This window comes from Duganella lactea (assembly GCF_009857505.1).
Lineage (GTDB): Bacteria > Pseudomonadota > Gammaproteobacteria > Burkholderiales > Burkholderiaceae_D > Rugamonas > Rugamonas lactea.
Genome location: NZ_WWCP01000046.1, coordinates 16,056 through 34,395 on the forward strand (window position 1 = coordinate 16,056; position 18,340 = coordinate 34,395).

19 protein-coding genes, 1 tRNA gene and 2 pseudogenes are annotated in these 18,340 nt (G+C 63.4%); 19 read left to right on the forward strand and 3 right to left on the reverse strand.

Translation table 11 applies throughout. From position 1 onward, the window contains the following. Positions 1-21: 21 nt before the first annotated feature. Positions 22-993: an endonuclease/exonuclease/phosphatase family protein gene (locus GTP44_RS24075; RefSeq protein ID WP_161021417.1), complete on the reverse strand. Its 972-nt coding sequence runs from the start codon at positions 991-993 to the stop codon at positions 22-24. Between the two features lie 22 nt (positions 994-1,015). On the opposite strand from GTP44_RS24075, the gene ybaK reads away from it, so the two are divergent. The 7 genes from ybaK to GTP44_RS24110 all read left to right on the forward strand — a co-directional run bounded on the left by ybaK (position 1,016) and on the right by GTP44_RS24110 (position 6,277). Then, complete coding sequence (gene ybaK / locus GTP44_RS24080; protein ID WP_161021418.1) at positions 1,016-1,507, forward strand: Cys-tRNA(Pro) deacylase; 492 nt, start codon at positions 1,016-1,018, stop codon at positions 1,505-1,507. Between the two features lie 55 nt (positions 1,508-1,562). After that, positions 1,563-2,195 carry a glycerol-3-phosphate 1-O-acyltransferase PlsY gene (plsY, locus tag GTP44_RS24085; RefSeq protein WP_161021419.1) on the forward strand — a complete coding sequence of 211 codons (633 nt, stop codon included), beginning with the start codon at positions 1,563-1,565 and terminating at the stop codon, positions 2,193-2,195. After that, on the forward strand, positions 2,173-2,823 hold the full coding sequence (locus GTP44_RS24090) for a DsbA family oxidoreductase (protein ID WP_160992531.1): 651 nt from the start codon (positions 2,173-2,175) through the stop codon (positions 2,821-2,823). The genes plsY and GTP44_RS24090 overlap by 23 nt, the downstream gene beginning before the upstream one ends. A 90-nt stretch (positions 2,824-2,913) precedes the next feature. Next, on the forward strand, positions 2,914-3,963 hold the full coding sequence (locus GTP44_RS24095; protein WP_161021420.1) for a sensor domain-containing diguanylate cyclase: 1,050 nt from the start codon (positions 2,914-2,916) through the stop codon (positions 3,961-3,963). Positions 3,964-3,975: 12 nt separating this feature from the next. Next, positions 3,976-4,719, forward strand: coding sequence for an AAA family ATPase (locus GTP44_RS24100; protein WP_161021421.1), 744 nt, complete (start codon positions 3,976-3,978; stop codon positions 4,717-4,719). Next, positions 4,712-5,869 (forward strand): metal-dependent hydrolase, encoded by a 1,158-nt coding sequence (locus GTP44_RS24105; protein ID WP_161021422.1) that lies wholly within the window; start codon positions 4,712-4,714, stop codon positions 5,867-5,869. Before GTP44_RS24100 ends, GTP44_RS24105 begins: the two co-directional genes overlap by 8 nt. A 225-nt stretch (positions 5,870-6,094) precedes the next feature. After that, on the forward strand, positions 6,095-6,277 hold the full coding sequence (locus GTP44_RS24110) for a hypothetical protein (RefSeq protein WP_161021423.1): 183 nt from the start codon (positions 6,095-6,097) through the stop codon (positions 6,275-6,277). Here the strand turns inward: GTP44_RS24110 and tsaD are convergent. Then, entirely contained in the window at positions 6,274-7,314 is a 1,041-nt protein-coding gene (gene tsaD / locus GTP44_RS24115) for a tRNA (adenosine(37)-N6)-threonylcarbamoyltransferase complex transferase subunit TsaD (protein ID WP_161021424.1), read from the reverse strand. The two genes, GTP44_RS24110 and tsaD, sit on opposite strands and share 4 nt — an antisense overlap. A 181-nt stretch (positions 7,315-7,495) precedes the next feature. On the opposite strand from tsaD, the gene GTP44_RS24120 reads away from it, so the two are divergent. Continuing rightward, positions 7,496-7,816: a hypothetical protein gene (locus tag GTP44_RS24120; RefSeq protein WP_160992537.1), complete on the forward strand. Its 321-nt coding sequence runs from the start codon at positions 7,496-7,498 to the stop codon at positions 7,814-7,816. Between the two features lie 6 nt (positions 7,817-7,822). Here the strand turns inward: GTP44_RS24120 and GTP44_RS24125 are convergent, their stop codons facing one another. Further along, positions 7,823-8,881: a 3-deoxy-7-phosphoheptulonate synthase gene (locus GTP44_RS24125; protein WP_161021425.1), complete on the reverse strand. Its 1,059-nt coding sequence runs from the start codon at positions 8,879-8,881 to the stop codon at positions 7,823-7,825. A gap of 72 nt (positions 8,882-8,953) precedes the next feature. On the opposite strand from GTP44_RS24125, the gene ybiB reads away from it, so the two are divergent. The 11 genes and pseudogenes from ybiB to GTP44_RS27695 form a co-directional block, all read left to right on the forward strand. After that, the gene (gene ybiB, locus GTP44_RS24130) at positions 8,954-9,940 is read left to right on the forward strand and encodes a DNA-binding protein YbiB (RefSeq protein WP_161021426.1); all 987 of its coding nucleotides are present in this window, start codon (positions 8,954-8,956) and stop codon (positions 9,938-9,940) included. An 87-nt stretch (positions 9,941-10,027) separates the two neighbouring features. Next, complete coding sequence (locus GTP44_RS24135) at positions 10,028-11,233, forward strand: BaiN/RdsA family NAD(P)/FAD-dependent oxidoreductase (protein ID WP_161021427.1); 1,206 nt, start codon at positions 10,028-10,030, stop codon at positions 11,231-11,233. Between the two features lie 142 nt (positions 11,234-11,375). Further along, positions 11,376-11,588 carry a 30S ribosomal protein S21 gene (gene rpsU, locus GTP44_RS24140; RefSeq protein WP_008451879.1) on the forward strand — a complete coding sequence of 71 codons (213 nt, stop codon included), beginning with the start codon at positions 11,376-11,378 and terminating at the stop codon, positions 11,586-11,588. 127 nt (positions 11,589-11,715) lie between these two features. Next, positions 11,716-12,165, forward strand: a complete 450-nt coding sequence (locus tag GTP44_RS24145; protein WP_160992541.1) for a GatB/YqeY domain-containing protein — start codon at positions 11,716-11,718, stop codon at positions 12,163-12,165. An 86-nt stretch (positions 12,166-12,251) separates the two neighbouring features. Further along, positions 12,252-14,060, forward strand: a complete 1,809-nt coding sequence (dnaG, locus tag GTP44_RS24150) for a DNA primase (RefSeq protein ID WP_161021428.1) — start codon at positions 12,252-12,254, stop codon at positions 14,058-14,060. Between the two features lie 388 nt (positions 14,061-14,448). Then, a complete protein-coding gene (gene rpoD, locus GTP44_RS24155; protein ID WP_161021429.1) occupies positions 14,449-16,695 on the forward strand; it encodes an RNA polymerase sigma factor RpoD in 2,247 nt (748 codons plus the stop codon). A gap of 102 nt (positions 16,696-16,797) precedes the next feature. Next, positions 16,798-16,876, forward strand: a tRNA-Ile gene (locus GTP44_RS24160). Between the two features lie 392 nt (positions 16,877-17,268). Further along, a complete protein-coding gene (locus GTP44_RS24165; protein ID WP_161021430.1) occupies positions 17,269-17,574 on the forward strand; it encodes a hypothetical protein in 306 nt (101 codons plus the stop codon). A 34-nt stretch (positions 17,575-17,608) separates the two neighbouring features. Next, on the forward strand, positions 17,609-17,743 hold the full coding sequence (locus GTP44_RS27880) for a hypothetical protein (RefSeq protein ID WP_267875258.1): 135 nt from the start codon (positions 17,609-17,611) through the stop codon (positions 17,741-17,743). 219 nt (positions 17,744-17,962) lie between these two features. Continuing rightward, positions 17,963-18,064 (forward strand): annotated as a pseudogene (locus GTP44_RS28300) (hypothetical protein); the annotation flags it as partial. Between the two features lie 53 nt (positions 18,065-18,117). After that, positions 18,118-18,219, forward strand: a pseudogene (locus GTP44_RS27695) (site-specific integrase); the annotation flags it as partial. Positions 18,220-18,340 lie beyond the last annotated feature (121 nt).

The window sequence follows — 18,340 nt, forward strand, 5'->3', positions numbered from 1 at the left end:
CTCGCCTGAAATGCGAAAAACTTAGTACAGGCGCAGGGTGACCAGCACCTGGCCATGGTCGGAGGCGGCGGGTGTGGTGTCAATCAGGTGTTGGTTCAGATAGCTCACATCGACCACCTCGCCGATGGCGTGGCGCGAGGCCGGGTGGAATTGCTCCGACACCAGCACATGGTCGATGGTGGCGTGGCGGCCGTCATGCGCGATGGTGTAGCCGCTGTCGCGGCGGCGCTCGCGGCCGGACTGGATCTGGCGGCAATCGAACAACTGCCCGTGCAACTCCTCGCCCGGCTCGCAGGCGGCGCCGGCGCCCATGACGATGTGGGTGGTGACCGCGTCCACCGTGTCGTTGAAATCGCCCAGCACGATGCGCGGGCGGCGGCTTGCCTTGTCCATCGCGCTGAGCAGCGCGCGCAGCGCCACCGCCTCGGTGCCGCGCCGGATCAGCGAGCGCAAATTGGCTTGCGCGTGCAGCATCGGGGCGTCGCCGACGTCGCCGTGGCGGTAGTCGGGGCGCTTGGATTTGAGATGGACCACGATCACATCGACAATGTGCGCGTCCGGCAGCACGATCTGCGCATGCAGCGGCGCGCGGGCGAAGCGGTCGGCGTCGCGGCCGCCGTCGGGCAGCGCCACGCCGTGCGGGAACATGATGTAGGCTTGCGCCGGCGCCGCCAGCGGCAGGCGCGAAATCAGCGCCACTTCCGGCGTCACGCGCGGCAGGCCGGTGGCCGGATCGGGCGGCGGCGTGAAGCCGGCCAGCGTGGCGTCGCGGTAGCGCTCGCTGCGGGCCAGCACGTCGCGCAGCGCGTCCAGCGAGAAAATTTCCTGCAGGCCGATGACGTCGGCGTCCAGCTGATCGAGCTGGCGCGCGGTCCAGGCGACTTTCGCTGCATACTCGGCCTCGGTCAGCGGGGCCAGATTGTCGTACAATTTCGCCCCGGGCTGGGAAAGATTGCAAACATTGAAAGTGGCAAAGCGAATTTCCTGCTGCATAATGGACAACTCCGATCTCACCATGGCTAAAAAAGAGCATATCTCCGAAACCCCCGCCACCCAGCTGCTGCGCAAGCACAAGGTGGCCTTCTCCGAGCACCCGTACACCTACGAGGAGCACGGCGGCACCGGCGTGTCCGCGCGCGAGCTGGGCGTCGACGAGCATCACGTGGTGAAAACCCTGGTGATGCAGGACGAGGCCGCCAAACCACTGATGGTGCTGATGCACGGCGATTGCAAGGTCTCGACCAAGAATCTGGCGCGTAACATCGGCTGTAAATCCGTCGAACCGTGCAAGCCGGAGGTGGCGACCCGTCACAGCGGCTACATGATCGGCGGCACCTCGCCCTTCGGCACCAAGAAGACCATGCCGGTGTATGTAGAGGATAGCATCCTTGCGCTGGAAACGATTTATATCAATGGCGGCCGGCGCGGATATTTGGTCGGCATCAAGCCCCAGGTGCTGACCGAGCTGCTCAACGCCAAGGCGGTGCATTGCGCGCTGGCCGAGTAAGGTTGTATATTGACCGGCTGCCTTGATGGGCTGATGACAAGAATTTGAGGAAAAGATGAATACAGTTTGGATGACCGTGGCCGCCTACCTGATCGGCTCGATCTCATTTGCGGTGGTCAGCAGCAAGTTGTTCGGCCTGGCCGACCCGCGTACCTACGGCTCGAAAAATCCGGGCGCCACCAACGTGTTGCGCAGTGGTAACAAGGCGGCCGCCATCGCCACGCTGATCGGCGACGCCGTCAAGGGCTGGCTGGCGGTGTGGCTGGCGATCCATTTCCAGCAGCGGCTGCAGATTGGTGACGCCACCATCGCGCTGGTGGCGATCGCGGTCTTCCTCGGCCACCTGTGGCCGGTGTTCTTCCGCTTTGTCGGCGGCAAGGGCGTGGCCACCGCCGCCGGCGTGCTGCTGGGCTTGAATGTTTGGCTGGGCGTCGCCACCTTGGTGACCTGGCTGGTGGTGGCGTTCGCCTTCCGCTACTCGTCGCTGGCGGCGCTGGTGGCGGCGGTGTTCGCGCCGTTCTATTATGGTTTATTGTTTGGCGTGGAGCCGCAGCTGGCGGCGGTATTCCTGATGTGCGTGCTGCTGGTCTACCGTCACAGCGGCAACATCGCCAAGCTGATCGCGGGCAAGGAAAGCCGCATCGGCAGCAAATCGAAAGGCAAAAATGGCAACTCCCCTCAAAATTGATTTCGTCTCCGACGTTTCGTGCCCGTGGTGCGCCATCGGCCTGAAGTCGCTGGACAAGGCGCTGGCCGCCATCGGCGATGAAGCGGCGGTGGACATCCACTTCCAGCCGTTCGAGCTGAACGCGGCCATGCCGCCGGAAGGCCAGGACATCGGCGAGCACCTGAGCGAGAAGTACGGCTCGACCGCCGAACAGCAGCAACAGGCGCGCGAGATGATCCGCGCGCGCGGCGCGGCGGTCGGCTTCGACTTCGCGATGGACAAGCGCGGGCGCATCTACAACACCTTCGACGCCCACCGCCTGCTGCATTGGGCCGGCCTGGAAGGCCAGCAGAAAGCGCTGAAGGAAGCGCTGTTCAAGGCCTACTTCACGCAAGGCCTGGACCCGAGCGCGCACGAGGTGCTGATCTATGTGGCCGGCGAAGTGGGGCTGGACAAGGAGCGCGCGCGCCAGGTGCTGCACAGCGGCGAGTACGCCGCCGAGGTGCGCCAGGCCGAGGAGTTCTTCCACCGGCACGGCATCAACTCGGTGCCGGCGGTGATCATCAACGAGCGCCACCTGGTGTCCGGCGGCCAGCCGGCCGAGGTGTTCGAGCAAGTGCTGCGCGAGATTATGGCCAAATCGGCATAAAAATCCCGGCCGGGCGGGGGCGAGGCGCCCGCCGATCTTGTTTTGCTATAAACTCTCGGAGGATAAAGTGGTCATTACTCCGGGAGATCCATGCTGGCCGAAGAACAAGTACACGCGCTGATTACCCCCCATTCGCCGGCCGATCACTTGCGGCTGGCCGCACTGCACCGGTATCACATCCTCGACACGCCGGCCTGCGAGGACTTTACTTTTCTCACCGAGCTGGCGGCGACCATCTGCGGGCTGTCCTACGCCTTTGTGTCGCTGGTCGACGCCGACCGCGTGTGGGTCAAATCTTGCGCCGGCATGCATCTGGCCGAACTGCCGCGCGCCGACAGCTACTGCGCGCTGGCCGTGCTGGGCGAGGCCGTCACCGAAATCCCCGACCTGACGCAAGACCCGCGCACCGCCGGCATGCCGCTGACGGTGGGCGCGCCGTTCATGCGCAGGTACAGCAGCGTGGCGCTGACCTCGTCGGACGGTTTCGCCATCGGCGCGCTGTGCGTGATGGACACCCGGCCCGGCCGCCTGAGCAACGAGCAGCGCGCCACGCTGGTCAAGCTGGCGCGCCAGGTGATGGCGCTGATCGAGCTGCGCGCCAACGAAAAAACGCTGGAGGCGACGGTGCGCGAGCTGGAACTGCTGGCCACCACCGACGACCTGACCGGCCTGCACAACCGCCGCTCGCTGCTGCACCGGCTGAAGTTCGAGGTGGCGCGCGCACGCCGCTTCCGGGCGCCGCTGTCGGCGGTGATGATCGACCTCGATCACTTCAAGCGCGTCAACGATGAACACGGCCACGCGGTCGGCGATCAGGTGCTGCACACGCTGGGCAAGCTGCTGCGCGAGACCGTGCGGGTGATCGACATTCCGGGCCGCTACGGCGGCGAGGAACTGTGCGTGATCCTGCCGAACACGCCGCTGGACGGCGCCTGCAAGTTCGCCGAATCGCTGCGCGCGCGGATCGCGGCGCAGATCCACTACGCCGGCGCGCGGCCGCTGCACGTGACGGCCAGCCTCGGTGTGGGCACCTTCGACCACATGGACATCGACGATAGCGAAAGCCTGCTGCGCCAGGCCGACGCCGCGCTGTACCGCGCCAAGCACGAAGGCCGTAACCGCGTGGCGTGCGCCAACTGAAGGGGAGCGCGCATGGGTTTGTTGCAAGCCAGACCTTATCTGCAAAGAATCACGACGCTGTTTGACGACGACATCGACTGGGACAGCCATCCGTATCGCGTGCCGGCGGTGCGCGAACTGTCGGCGCTGGACTTTCATCCGGACGTGACCTTCTTCATCGGCGAGAACGGCGCCGGCAAATCCACCGTGCTGGAGGCGATCGCGCTGGCGCTGGGCTTCAGCATTGACGGCGGCAGCCGCAATGTCAGCAACCTCAACACCGCGCAGGAGCGGGCGCCGCTGGCCCAGTCGCTGCGGCTGTCGAAAAGCTTCAAGACGCCGCGCGACCGCTACTTCTTCCGCGCCGAGAGCTTCCACAACGTCGCCACGCGGATGGATGATTATTTCGACCGCACCGCGTCGCGTTCCGACTCGCTGCACGCGCGCTCGCATGGCGAAGCGTTCATGTCGGTGCTGCTGGAGACCTTTCGCGGCCAGGGCCTGTACCTGCTGGACGAGCCGGAGGCGGCGCTGTCGCCCAACCGCCAGCTGGCGGCGCTGAGCGTCATCCATCAGCTGGTCCGGCAAGAATCGCAATTCATCATCGCCACCCACTCGCCGATCCTGCTGGCCTACCCGAACGCCAAGATTCTGCTGTTCGACGGCAGCGGCATCACCGAAGTGGCCTACGAGGACACCGAACACTACGCGGTCACGCGCGACTTTCTCAACCACTACCCACGGCGGCTGCAACAGCTGCTGGACCCGGATGGATAATATTACGCACAGCATCATCGGTTTTGGCGTGGGCGAACTGGTGCACCGCAGCCTGCCGGCCGAGGCGGACGCGCCGGCGCAGCGCGCGCGGCATCGTCTGCTGCTGGTGGCGTGCGCGCTGGCCAGCAACTTCCCCGATCTCGACCTGTTCCTGACCCAACTGCTGCCTTCGCCGCTGGGCTATCTGCTGCATCATCGCGGCCACACGCACACGGCGCTGTGGGCGATACCGCAGGCGCTGCTGCTGGCGGGCTTGCTGTGGCTGCTGTGGCCATCGGCCCGAGCGCTGTTGCGCGCCAGCCGGCCGGCCCGGCTGGGTCTGGCGCTGAGCATCGTCGCGGGCTTCGCGCTGCACCTGGCGATGGACTACACCAACTCGTATGGCCTGCATCCTTGGTATCCGTTCGACGGCCGCTGGTACTACGGCGACATGGTGTTCATTGTCGAGCCGCTGTTCTGGGTGGCGATCGGCGTGCCGATGGCGCTGATCATGCGCTGGCGGGTGCCACGCGCCGCCGGCCTCGCGGCGCTGTTCGCGGCGCTGGTCTTCTTCGCCGCGCGCGGCTATCTGGATTGGACCTCGTTGGTGGCGCTGCTGCTGATCGCGCTGATCTGCGGCGCAGCGCAGTGGCGTGCCGGGCCGCGCGGACGGGGCGGCCTGATGCTGGCGCTGGGCGTCAGCATCGCCTTCCTCGGCGTGCAGCAGATGACGTCGCCGGCGGCGCGGGCGCGGATCAGCGCCGAGCTGCAAAGCCAGCATCCCGAGGCGCGTGTGCTGGACGTGGCGATGACCGCCTTCCCGTCGCAACCGCTGTGCTGGAGCTATGTCAGCATCCAGGCCGACGGCGAGCACTATTGGTTGCAGCGCGGCGTGGCGCGCCTTGGCGGAGCGACTTGCCCGGCCGGCCTGACGGTGTCGCCGCAGACGCAGACCGGCAGCCTGCCGGAATTGCGCGCGCTGAAAGCCAGCGACTGCCACGTCGACGCCTGGCTGCGTTTCGGCCGCATGCCGCTGCTGCAGGACGGCGCGCTGTCCGACTACCGCTTCGCGACCACCCCGCGCGGCAACTTCACCACCTTGCGCATCGCCCCATCGCCCTGTCCGGCAGACATCCCCGCCTGGGGCTACCCCCGCGCCGACCTCTTCTAAACCCCGGTGTCAGGTCTGACATTCGCACACAGGCTCAACTGCTCCGCAGTTGAGCCTGTGTGCGAATGTCAGACCTGACACCGGGGTTTGACGTCGTATCGTGTGGCGACTTCACCACAAAAGCGCCTAGAATCAAGCGGTATAGGCTAATTACTGCCTATTTGGTTGGCACAGCAATTGCATTGCCCTCCAGAAAGGACGATGATCAATTGCATGGAGGACGTTATGGATACGATAACTGAGAAAGACAAAGCACGCTTGGCCCACGAGTCGCCAGCCGATGAACGTCGCCCGCGCAGCGAGCGCATCGCCGCCCGTGGCGTCAGCCTGGGGCAGGGCAAGGCCAAATTCTGGGTGCCGCTGGTCGGCCTTGCCGTGCTGGCCGGCATGGCGCTGGCGTCGAATTAAATCACTTTGAGCTCGTCGAGCGGCCAGCGCGGCCGCACGTTGAACGAGTAATCCTTCTTCGCCGCGTCCGGGTTGATCATTAGCCGCATCGCCCCGGCGAAGGCGATCATCGCGCCGTTATCGGTGCAAAATTCCAGTTCCGGGTAGTAGACCTTGAACCGCTTCGTGGCCGCCGCCGCGTTCAGTGACGCGCGCAGCTGCTGGTTGGCGCCGACGCCGCCGGCGATCACCAGCCGCTTCAGGCCGGTGTGCTTGATGGCCGACACGCACTTGGCGGTCAGCACGTCGACGATCGCATCGACGAAGCCGCGCGCGATGTTGGCTTTGTCCTGCTCGCAAATGTTGGCGATGACTTTTTCCTCGTGGTTCTTCACCACCGTCAGCACCGCCGTTTTCAGGCCGGAGAAGCTGAAATTGAAATCCTTGGTGTGCTTCATCGGCCGCGGCAACTGGTAGGCGGCCGGATCGCCGAATTCGGCCAGGCGCGAAATCGCCGGACCGCCCGGATAACCCAGCCCCAGCAGCTTGGCCGACTTGTCGAACGCCTCGCCGGCGGCGTCGTCCAGCGTTTCGCCCAGCAGCGTGTACTGGCCGACGCCGTCCACCCGCATCAGCTGCGTATGCCCGCCCGACACCAGCAGGGCGATGAACGGAAATGCCGGCGGCTGCGACGCCAGCAGCGGCGACAGCAGGTGGCCCTCCAGGTGGTGCACGCCCAGCACCGGCTTGTCCAGCGACAGGCCGAGGCTGCACGCCACCGACGCGCCGACCAGCAGCGCGCCGGCCAGGCCCGGCCCCTGGGTGTAGGCGATGGCGTCGATGTCGTCCGGCGTCTTGCCGGCCTGTTCCAGCGTCTGCGTCAGCAGCGGAATGGCGCGGCGGATGTGGTCGCGCGACGCCAGTTCCGGCACGACGCCGCCGTATTCCTCATGCATGGCGACCTGCGAGTGCAGGGCATGGGACAGCAGGCCGTGTTGCGTGTCGTACAACGCCAGGCCGGTTTCGTCGCAGGAGGATTCAACGCCAAGAACGATCATGGAAAGCAGCACAATTCAGAAGGGGAATCCGCCATTGTAATGTAAACCGGGTGCGTGCATGCACCGGCCTGGTCCCGGCCCGCACCGGCGGGGTGCGAATTTTGCCAAATGGCCAGATTTCGCATGGCATCGCTTTTGCTAGTTTCTGCTACTTAAACAGGCAACCGCGTGGGAGGGGACGATGTCGGCGAACTGGAAGGTGGTGTGCAAACTGAAGGATGTGCCGCTGGCGGAGGGCGCGCGGCTGGTGCCGCGCGGGCTGGTGTGGCAGGAGCTGCCGGGCGTGGCCTTGTTCCGCACCGGCGGCGACTGCGTGCATGCTGTGCTCGACTGCGGGGGCGTTGACCCGCGTGGCAGCGACGCGCGCCGTTATTCGGTCAAGGTGGAGCGGTGCAAGGTGTTGCTCGATCTGGATGAACTGAGCGCCCCGGCCAGCACGGCCGAGGCGGCGTTGGCGGGGCGCTCCGGGGTGGCCACCAGTCTGGTGGCCTACTGCTATTAAGCTCGATTAAGGACGGCCGAGCAGCTGCTGGTGCGCCTCGCGCAGCATCTTCTCGGTGGTGTCCCAGTCGATGCAGCCGTCGGTGACCGAGCAGCCGTACACCAGCTGGCTCAGGTCCGCCGGGATCTTCTGGTTGCCGCCGACGAGGTTCGATTCGATCATCACGCCCACCAGCGACTTGTTGCCCTGCACGATCTGATGGATGACGTCGGCCATCACCAGCGGTTGCAGTTCCGGCTTCTTGTAGCTGTTGGCGTGCGAGCAGTCGACCACCAGGTTGGCCGGCAGCTTGGCCTTGGTCAGCGCCTGTTCGGCGATGGCGATCGACACCGAGTCGTAGTTCGGCCGGCCATCGCCGCCGCGCAGCACCACGTGGCCGTAGGCGTTGCCGCGGGTGCGCACGATCGCCACATTGCCCTGGGCGTTGATGCCGAGGAAGGCGTGCGGGTGCGCCGACGACAGGATGGCGTTGATGGCGATGCTGATGTCGCCGTCGGTGCCGTTCTTGAAGCCGACCGGGGTCGACAGGCCGGACGACATCTCGCGGTGGGTCTGCGATTCGGTGGTGCGGGCGCCGATGGCGGTCCAGGCGATCAGGTCGCCCAGGTACTGCGGCGAGATCGGGTCCAGCGCCTCGGTCGCGGTCGGCAGACCCAGTTCGCACACGTCGAGCAGGAACTGGCGCGCCTTCTCCATGCCGACGTTGACGCGGAACGAATCGTCCATGTCCGGATCATTGATGTAACCCTTCCAGCCGGTGGTGGTGCGTGGCTTTTCGAAATACACGCGCATCACCAGCAGCATGGTGTCGGCCACCTCGGCCTGCAGCGCCTTGAGGCGGCGGGCATAGTCGAGGCCGGCTGCCGGGTCGTGGATCGAGCACGGGCCGACCACCACGAACAGGCGCTTGTCCTGCCGGTCGATGATGTTGCGCAGGGCCTCGCGGCCCTTCATCACCGTCCCGGAGGCCAGGTCGGTCAGCGGCAGCTTGCTGTGCAAGGCTTCCGGTGACGGCATCGGCGCGAACGAGGTGACGTTGATGTTTTCAATGTCTGGGGAAATCATGATTACAGTCGTGTTCATTTCAGGAGGTGGTTAGTGTAGCCGAAATGCGCCGGACTGGTTTAAGCTGCGTGCATGACTACAACATTTGACCCCTTTCCGGCCGCGCGTTTCATCAAAGAAATAGGACGCGGCAAGGACGGCGCCCGCAGCATGCACCGCGACGACGCCCACGATTTGTATCAAGCCATGCTGGACGGCCGTGTCTCCGACCTGGAGCTGGGCGGCATTTTGCTGGCCATGCGCATCAAGGGCGAGTCGGTCGAGGAGATCGGCGGCTTTCTCGACGCGGCCGAGGCCAGCTTCGTGCCGTTCAACGCGCCGCCCGGCCAGTGGGCGCCGGTGGCGATCCCGTCGTACAACGGCGCGCGCAAGATGGCCAACCTGACGCCGCTGCTGGCGCTGCTGCTGGCGCGCGAGGGCGTGCCGGTGCTGGTGCACGGCGTGCCCGACGATCCGGGCCGGGTGACCACGGCCGAGGTGTTCGCCGCGCTGGGCGTGACGGCGGCGCGCCACCGCTCGGAGGCGGAGGAGGCCATGTCGCAGGGCCGGCCGGCCTTCATCACCATCGAGACGATGGCGCCGAAGCTGGCGCATCTGCTGTCGCTGCGGCGCATTCTGGGCGTGCGCAACTCGACCCACACGCTGGTCAAGATCATGCAGCCGTTCGCCGGGCCGGCGCTGCGGCTGGTGTCGTACACGCACCCGGAGTATCTGGAGATGCTGGGCGCGTACTTCACCACCAGCGCGCTGCACGAGCGCGGCGACGCCTTCCTGATGCGCGGCACCGAGGGCGAGACGGTCGCCAACGCCAACAAGGCGCAGCAGATCGACTGGTTCCACGGCGGCCTGCGCACGACGCTGGTGCCGAAGCAGACGCTGGTCGGGGAGTTGCCACTGCTGCCGGAAAACAAGGACGCGGCCACCACGGCGGCGTGGATCCAGTCGGTGCTGGACGGCGAGGTGGCGGTGCCGCCGCCGATCGCCGAACAGGTGGCGCAATGCCTGCTGGTGGCGCGCACCGTGGCCTCGCGCCAGCATGTGAGCGAGCCGATCGAGTAAAATCTCGCTCCTTTACCGTCCCCGTCATTCCGGCCTGCGCCGGAATGACGGCGCGGGCGGTGATGATTTGAATCTGACGGGAATAACATGGCAAAGTTTGATGTAGCGGTAATCGGCGCCGGCGCGGCCGGAATGATGTGCGCGGCCACCGCCGCCCAGCGCGGCCTGCGCGTGGTGCTGATCGACCACGCCGCCAAGCTGGCCGAAAAAATCCGCATCTCCGGCGGTGGTCGCTGCAACTTCACCAACATCAACGCCGGCCCGGCCAACTTCCTGTCGGAGAATCCGCATTTCTGCAAGAGCGCGCTGTCGCGCTACACGCCGCAGGACTTTGTCGCGCTGGTCAAAAAACACCGCATCGGCCACCACGAGAAGCACAAAGGCCAGCTGTTCTGCGACGACTCCGCCGAACAAATCATCGACATGCTCAAGGACGAGTGCGCCGCCGGCGACGTCCACTGGCGCATGCCGTGCAAGGTCGACAGCCTGGAACACAGCGCCGAAGGCTTCGTGTTGCACACCGATAGCGGCACGATCGAAGCCCCGAGCGTGGTGATCGCCACCGGCGGCCTGTCGATCCCGAAAATCGGCGCCACCGACTTCGGCTACCGCGTCGCCCAGCAGTTCGGCCTGCGCCTGGTCGAGCCGCGCCCGGCGCTGGTGCCGCTGACCTTCGACGCCCAGCAGTGGGCGCCGTTCGTTGAAATGGCCGGCATCGCGCTGGAGGTCGATGTCGAAACCGGCACGCTGAAAGGCCGCAACCCGACCGGCGCGCGCTTCCGCGAAGACCTGCTGTTCACCCATCGCGGCCTGTCCGGTCCGGCCATCCTGCAGATTTCCTCGTACTGGCAGCCGGGCACGCCGATCGTCATCAACCTGCTGCCGGAGCTGGACCTGGCCGCCACGCTGATCGAAGGCAAGGGCAGCATCAAGAAGCAACTGGGCAATGTGCTGGCGCAATGGCTGCCAGCGCGGCTGGCCGAAGGCTTGCTGCACGCTCACGGCTTCGCGCTGGACGCGCGCCTGGCCGACCTGCCCGACGCCCAGCTGCGCAAACTGGGCGCCGCCATCAATCAGTGGACGTTGACGCCGAACGGCTCCGAAGGCTACAAAAAGGCCGAGGTAACGCGCGGCGGCATCGACACCCGTGAACTGTCGCAGCAAACCATGATGGCGACCAAAGCGCCCGGCCTGTACTTCATCGGCGAAACGGTGGACGTGACCGGCTGGCTGGGTGGCTATAACTTCCAGTGGGCATGGGCGTCCGGAGTGGCGGCGGGGCTGGCGGTCTGATATACTGACACTCCGCACGTTGTTGTTTTTCCCATCAAAGCCGCATGGCTGGCTGTTCCCCAACGGCCCAGGGCTTCCATTTTGCGGAAAAAGCTGCTATAGTCTCTGTCTCCCTATAACCTCCAACGGTTTGAATTTTTACATGACCACTATTCGCCTTAAAGAAAACGAGCCGTTCGAAGTCGCAATGCGTCGCTTCAAACGCACCATCGAAAAAACCGGTCTGCTGACCGAACTGCGCGCACGCGAGTTCTACGAAAAGCCAACGGCTGAGCGCAAGCGCAAGCTGGCTGCTGCTGTTAAGCGTCACTACAAACGCATCCGCAGCCAACAGCTGCCGAAAAAACTCTTCTAAGATTGCTTACGCAGACCAACCTGGCATATGCCGGTTGCGTTTAGCGGCATCTAAGAGAATACCCGCTCCGGCTTGGTCCGCAGCGGGTTTTCGCATTTTTACTCCACAATTCTCCGAAGGAAACGCTATGGCCTTGAAAGACCAAATCACCGAAGACATGAAAACCGCCATGCGCGCCAAGGAAGCCGGTCGCCTGGCGACCATCCGTCTGATCCTGGCCGACATCAAGCGCAAGGAAGTGGACGAGCAGATCACCGTGAGCGACGAGCAGACCATCGCCATCATCGAAAAAATGATCAAGCAGCGCAAGGATTCGATCACCCAGTTCGAGGCCGGTGGCCGCGCCGACCTGGCCGACATCGAAAAAGCCGAACTGGCGGTGCTGAGCACCTACATGCCGGCCGGTCTGTCGGACGCGGAAATCGCCGCCGAAGTGGCCGCCGCCGTGGCCGCCTCGGGCGCCGCCGGTCCGCAGGACATGGGCAAGGTCATGGGCATCGTCAAGCCGAAACTGGCCGGCCGCGCCGACATGACGGTGGTGTCCGCGCTGGTCAAAAAAGCGCTGACCCCCGCTTAAGTCGCCTCGCCGCCATGGTTTGATCCGCGTCAAAGCGGATCGGCGAAGGCGGTATAGTCTGATTAATAACAAGACCGTTCAGCCCAGTGATCCCACAAACTTTTATCGCCGATTTGCTCAACCGTGTCGATATCGTCGACGTGGTCGGCCGTTACGTGCAGCTGAAAAAAGGCGGCGCGAACTACATGGGGCTGTGCCCGTTTCACAATGAAAAGTCGCCCAGCTTCACGGTTAGTCCGGCCAAGCAGTTTTATCACTGCTTCGGCTGCGGCGCGCATGGCACCTCGATCGGTTTCATGATCGAATATTCCGGCATGGGCTTTGTCGATGCCGTCAAGGATCTGGCGCAGAGCGTCGGTATGGTGGTGCCCGAGCAGGACGACAAGATTCCGCCGGCGCAGCGGGCGCAGATGCAGGCGCAAAGCCTGGCGCTGACCGAGGCCATGACGCGCGCCAGCGACTTTTACAAGCTGCAACTGCGCAGCGCGCCGAACGCCATCGCCTACCTGAAGAATCGCGGCCTGACCGGCGAAATCGCCGCCCGTTTCGGCCTGGGCTACGCACCGCCCGGCTGGGACAACCTGCGCCCGGTGTTTCCGGATTACGAGGCGGTCGCGCTGGCCGAGTCCGGCCTGGTCATCGACAAGGTGGACGAGGACGGTGGCAACCGCAAGCGCTATGACCGCTTCCGCGAGCGTGTGATGTTCCCGATCCGCAATACCAAGGGGCAGGTGATCGCCTTCGGCGGCCGCGTGCTGGACCAGGGGGAGCCGAAGTACTTGAATTCCCCGGAAACGCCGTTATTTTCCAAGGGTTTCGAGCTGTATGGCTTGTTCGAGGCGCGCCAGGCGATCCGCGACGCCGGCTATGTGCTGGTGACGGAAGGCTATATGGACGTGGTGGCGCTGGCGCAGATGGGCTTCCCGCAAGCGGTGGCGACACTGGGGACCGCGTGCACCACCCACCATGTGCAGAAGCTGTTGCGTCAGACCGACACGGTGATCTTCAGTTTTGACGGTGACAAGGCCGGCCGCCGCGCCGCGCGGCGCGCGCTGGAAGCCTGTTTGCCGCACGTGACGGACAACAAGACCATCAAGTTCCTGTTCCTGCCGACCGAGCACGACCCGGACAGCTATGTGCGCGCCTACGGCAAGGAGGCGTTTGAGCAGGAGATCCACGAGGCGATGCCGCTGTCGCAATTCCTGATCAAGGAAGCGTGCGGCGAGCATGACCTGAATAGTCCGGAGGGCCGGGCGCGCGCCCAGTTCGACGCCAAGCCGATGCTGCAGGCGATGACGCCGACCGCGCTGCGGCTGCAGATCGTGCGCGGCCTGGCACAGCTGACGCAGACCTCGCCGTCGGAGATCGAAGTGCTGTTCGAGCTGGCCAAGCCGGTGGCGCTGTCGCGCATCGCGCCGCCGCGCGGCGGGCGGCCGCAGCCGAAAGGGCTGGAGTTGCAGATCATGCGTGTGCTGGTGGCGCATCCGTCGCTGGCGCACGAAATCGACGCTCAGGCGCAGGCGGCGTTCCAGTTCTTCGGCCAGGAACCGGCCGAACGGCTGGGGCAGCTGCTGACGACGGCGCAGAGCCTGGGGGAGGGGGCGACATTCGCCGCCTTCGCCCAGCATCTGAAGTCGCTGAGCGACGAGTACGACGGCATCATCGCCGAAATCGTCAAGGAGCCGGAGTCCGAGCGCGACACCGAGCGGGTGGTGCTGCGGGCGGCGATCCGCCAGGTCAAGCACGACGCCCTGAAGCACGAGCTGAGCCAGTTGTTCGCGGCCGGCCTGTCGTCCGACGAGATCGGCGTGCGCTACCGGGAACTGACCGCGCAGCAAGATCAGCTGTTGCGCGAGGCGCAGGCGGAATTGGCGCCGCGCCCGGGCGCGAACTAGTGGGGGAGGCATGGGTCTTCCCTCTGGAAATTGAAAAGTGACGTGCTATAATAAAACGCTAAGTGTTGTATGTTTTGGCATCGTTTTTCTGTTCAGAGTGTGTTTGTTTTCAGTGAGTTAGGCTCTTGATCGACGCGGAAGGACGGGTGTCGGCGGCCAGGGCCAGCCACGGTGGCGCAGCGAGTCTGTTGCTTGCCTCACCGAGTCGCGGTTTCTTGCCCCCACGCACGTGTCCGATGCAGTAGAATTCTCCGGAATTCTGTAGCGACTCGGTCGGCCTGACCCAGGTGTAAGTAAGTCGTAGTATTGTCGGACTTGTGTCGTCGGCAAGTTCGAAGACGTAGTGATCCCAGCAGGATCGAAACTTTATCCGTAATCGAAAGCGCCTGTGCCAATCAAGAAACCTGAATCCAAAGCGGCTGCAAAGCCGACTAAAGTGAGCGCAAAATCCGCTAAAACGGCGGACAAGCCGGAGGCTCGCGTCGCCAGCAACCCGCCCGCGGTCAGCCAGACCACGGACGCGGCGGCATTGGCGGCGATCGATACGTCCGGTTACGTGCTGCCTTCGGTCAAAGTGCCGGGCCGGCGCGGGCGCAAACCGAAAGAATTCCAACCCGAGAACGACGAAGTCGCCGCGCTCAACGCGGTCGAGCGCGCCGAGCTGAAGGCGGTCGACAAGGCCAAGGCCAAGGACCGCAAGGCCAAGGAAAAGGCGCTGCTCAAAGACGCGTTCTCGTCGGACACCGAGGCTACCGAGGAAGAACTCGAACGGCGCCGGCAAAAGCTCAAGACCCTGATCAAGTTCGGCAAGGAACGCGGCTTCCTCACGTATGCCGAGATCAACGACCATCTGCCCGACAACATCGTCGATCCGGAAGCGATCGAAGGCATTATCGGCACCTTCAACGACATGGGCATCGCCGTCTACGAGCACGCGCCGGACGCCGAGACGCTGCTGCTGTCGGACAATGTCGCCACCGTCACCAGCGACGACGAAGCCGAGGCCGCCGCCGAGGCGGCGCTGTCCACCGTCGACTCCGACTTCGGCCGCACCACCGACCCGGTGCGCATGTACATGCGCGAAATGGGCTCGGTCGAGCTGCTGACGCGCGAAGGCGAGATCGAAATCGCCAAGCGCATCGAGGACGGCCTGAAAGACATGATCCAGGCGATCTCCGCCTGCCCGGTGACAATCGCCGAAATCATCGCCGCCTCCGACCGTATCCGCGCCGATGAGATCAAGATCGACGAAATTGTCGATGGTTTGGTCGACGAAAGCGATGAGCAGGCCGCCCCGGCGCCGGCCGCCGCCGCGTCCGACGAGGAGGACGAGGACGAGGAGGAGCAAGAAGAGGAAGAGGCGGAAGAAGAAGAGGCTAGCCCATCGGGCGCGGCGGCCGGCTACTCGGCCGAACAGCTGGAGGCCCTGAAAGCGGCCGCGCTGGCGAAATTCGACACCATCTCGCTGCAATTCGACAAGATGCGCCGCGCCTTCGAGAAAGAAGGCTACAACTCGAAAGCCTACGTCAAGGCGCAGGAAGCGATTTCGCAAGAGCTGCTGGGCATCCGCTTCACCGCCAAAGTGGTCGAGAAACTGTGCGACACGTTGCGCGGCCAGGTGGACGAAGTGCGCCATATCGAAAAGCAGATCCTCGACGTGGCGGTCAACCGGTGCGGTATGCCGCGCGCCCACTTCATCAAAGTGTTCCCCGGCAATGAAACCAATCTGGACTGGGTAGACGGCGAAGTGGCCGCCGGCCACGCCTACAGCGCCATCCTGGGCCGCAACATCCCGACCATCAAGGAGCTGCAACAGCGCCTGATCGACCTGCAGGCGCGCGTGGTGTTGCCGCTGCCGGACCTGCGCAACATCAACCGCCAGATGGCGGCTGGTGAAATGAAGGCACGCAAGGCCAAGCGCGAAATGACCGAGGCCAACCTGCGCCTGGTGATCTCGATCGCCAAGAAATACACCAACCGCGGCCTGCAGTTCCTCGACCTGATCCAGGAAGGCAACATCGGCCTGATGAAGGCGGTGGACAAGTTCGAATACCGTCGCGGCTACAAGTTCTCGACCTACGCGACGTGGTGGATTCGTCAGGCCATCACCCGCTCGATCGCCGACCAGGCGCGCACCATACGGATTCCGGTGCACATGATCGAGACCATCAACAAGATGAACCGCATCTCGCGCCAGATTCTGCAAGAGACCGGCGCCGAGCCGGACCCGGCGACGCTGGCCATCAAGATGGAGATGCCCGAGGACAAGATCCGCAAGATCATGAAGATCGCCAAGGAACCGATCTCGATGGAAACGCCGATCGGCGACGACGACGACTCGCATCTGGGTGACTTCATCGAGGACAACAACACGCTGGCGCCGTCGGATGCCGCGCTGCACGCCTCGATGCGCGGCGTCGTCAAAGACGTGCTAGATTCGTTGACGCCGCGCGAAGCCAAGGTGCTGCGGATGCGCTTCGGCATCGAAATGTCGACCGACCACACGCTGGAAGAAGTGGGCAAGCAGTTTGACGTGACGCGCGAGCGCATCCGCCAGATCGAAGCCAAGGCCTTGCGCAAGCTGCGTCACCCGAGCCGTTCGGACAAGCTGAAGAGCTTCCTGGAAGGTAACTAAGACTTGACTGGGGTAGGGCTAGCCTTTATGCTCGCGTGTTCGTTTTCTTAATGGACGCGCGTCAGAGAGGCTAGGCAGGCTCCAGCGTTGTAACACCCCTCAGGGCCCTTAGCTCATGCTTGGTTAGAGCAGAGGACTCATAATCCTTTGGTGCGCGGTTCGACTCCGCGAGGGCCTACCAATTTTTAATAGCTGCTCTAGGGCAGCTATTATTTTTATAGCTTCCGTAGCAGATACGCCGGAATCTTCAATGATCTTGCCGGTGGTATGGAAGTCCGGCACACGTTCACCTCTCGCATACTTGCTCATTGTGGCTTGAGGAATATCCCACATTTCTGCCGCCCTGCGCACAGAGCGCCCTTTTAGGGCCTTGGCTATCAATTCTTCGTATTCCATAGTTATTTCCTTATTGCAATGCCTCCAAACGTAGGCAATAATCTATTCAACGCCTCCAAACGTAGGCAAAATTTTTTACCCGAAGTGCCTCTGTTTGGAGTCGTAAACATACCACATGCTGTTGGTTGGGTATACGCGATTCTCGTGACTTGTAACGCTAACTTGAGGAAAACGAACATGTCAGCTCTCTTCCATCTTGAATGCCGCCGTGCTGATGCCGTCGCTGATGGGGATTGGTTCGTCACCACCATCACGCCGCTGTCGCGAACCGAGGTTGATCGCGTGATTGGCTTCATGAATTCCGGCGTCGAGTTTGTCTATCGCGCCGTCCCCGTCGATGGTGGTGAGCCTGTCGTAAAGCTGTTGCTGGATCGTCCGGCTGTGCGTGTGGTCAAGGCCGCGCTCATGGTCGAAATTGCGACGTTGGAGTTCAAGGTCCGCGAGGATCATCCGCAATGCACAGTGCGTCGTCCGCGATGCTGATCCTCAGTCGGGCGAGGTCAAGCCGAAAATCGGCGTGCTGTCGCTTCCTGCCCGTTTTAAAGACGTGCCGAAAGGGGTCTATATGGTTGAGTTTGAAGCCGCTGTAGGCCAGAACAGCCGCATCGTGTCGGAGGTCGCTGACGTCAAGCAATGGGACGGCGTTACCTAACGTGGCGTGTACGAACCCTACTGTGAAAGTTCCCGGCTTTGCCGGGTCGTGGGAAGTGGACATCTGCCAATACGTCACGCTGTTGGGTGCGATGTTTGAGGCTTTCTGGTCTGCGTTGTTTGTGTTCGCTGTCATGGCTTTGGTCGCACGCGCTACTAACAAGCCTGTTGCATAACTTAAGGATTCATTGTGCCCTTACTTGCTCAATTTTTGTGGACGGTGTTCGGTGGCGCTGTTCAATGGCTGGCAAAATTCTTGACGCAAAAAGTAGCGATAGCTGTTGTCCTGATCGGTATTGCTACTGCGCTTTTCATTGCTTTGTACTTGGCTTTGCGGACACTTATTTCTGGCGCGTTGGTAAGCGTGTCGGGTACAAGGCCCTTAAACGTTGCGGTATCACGGATTTTCGCTGGCATGACCTGCGTCATACTTGGGCTAGTTGGCATGTTCAGGGTGGAACACCGTTGCATGAGCTATAGTCGAATCTGGTGTACGGGCTGAAATCTGCAGGCGGGGATGAGGCGGTGGAGATTTTGTTGGAAAATTTGATTGTCGAGATCAAAACCAACCAACAGAGGAAACTCCACCATGACGAAG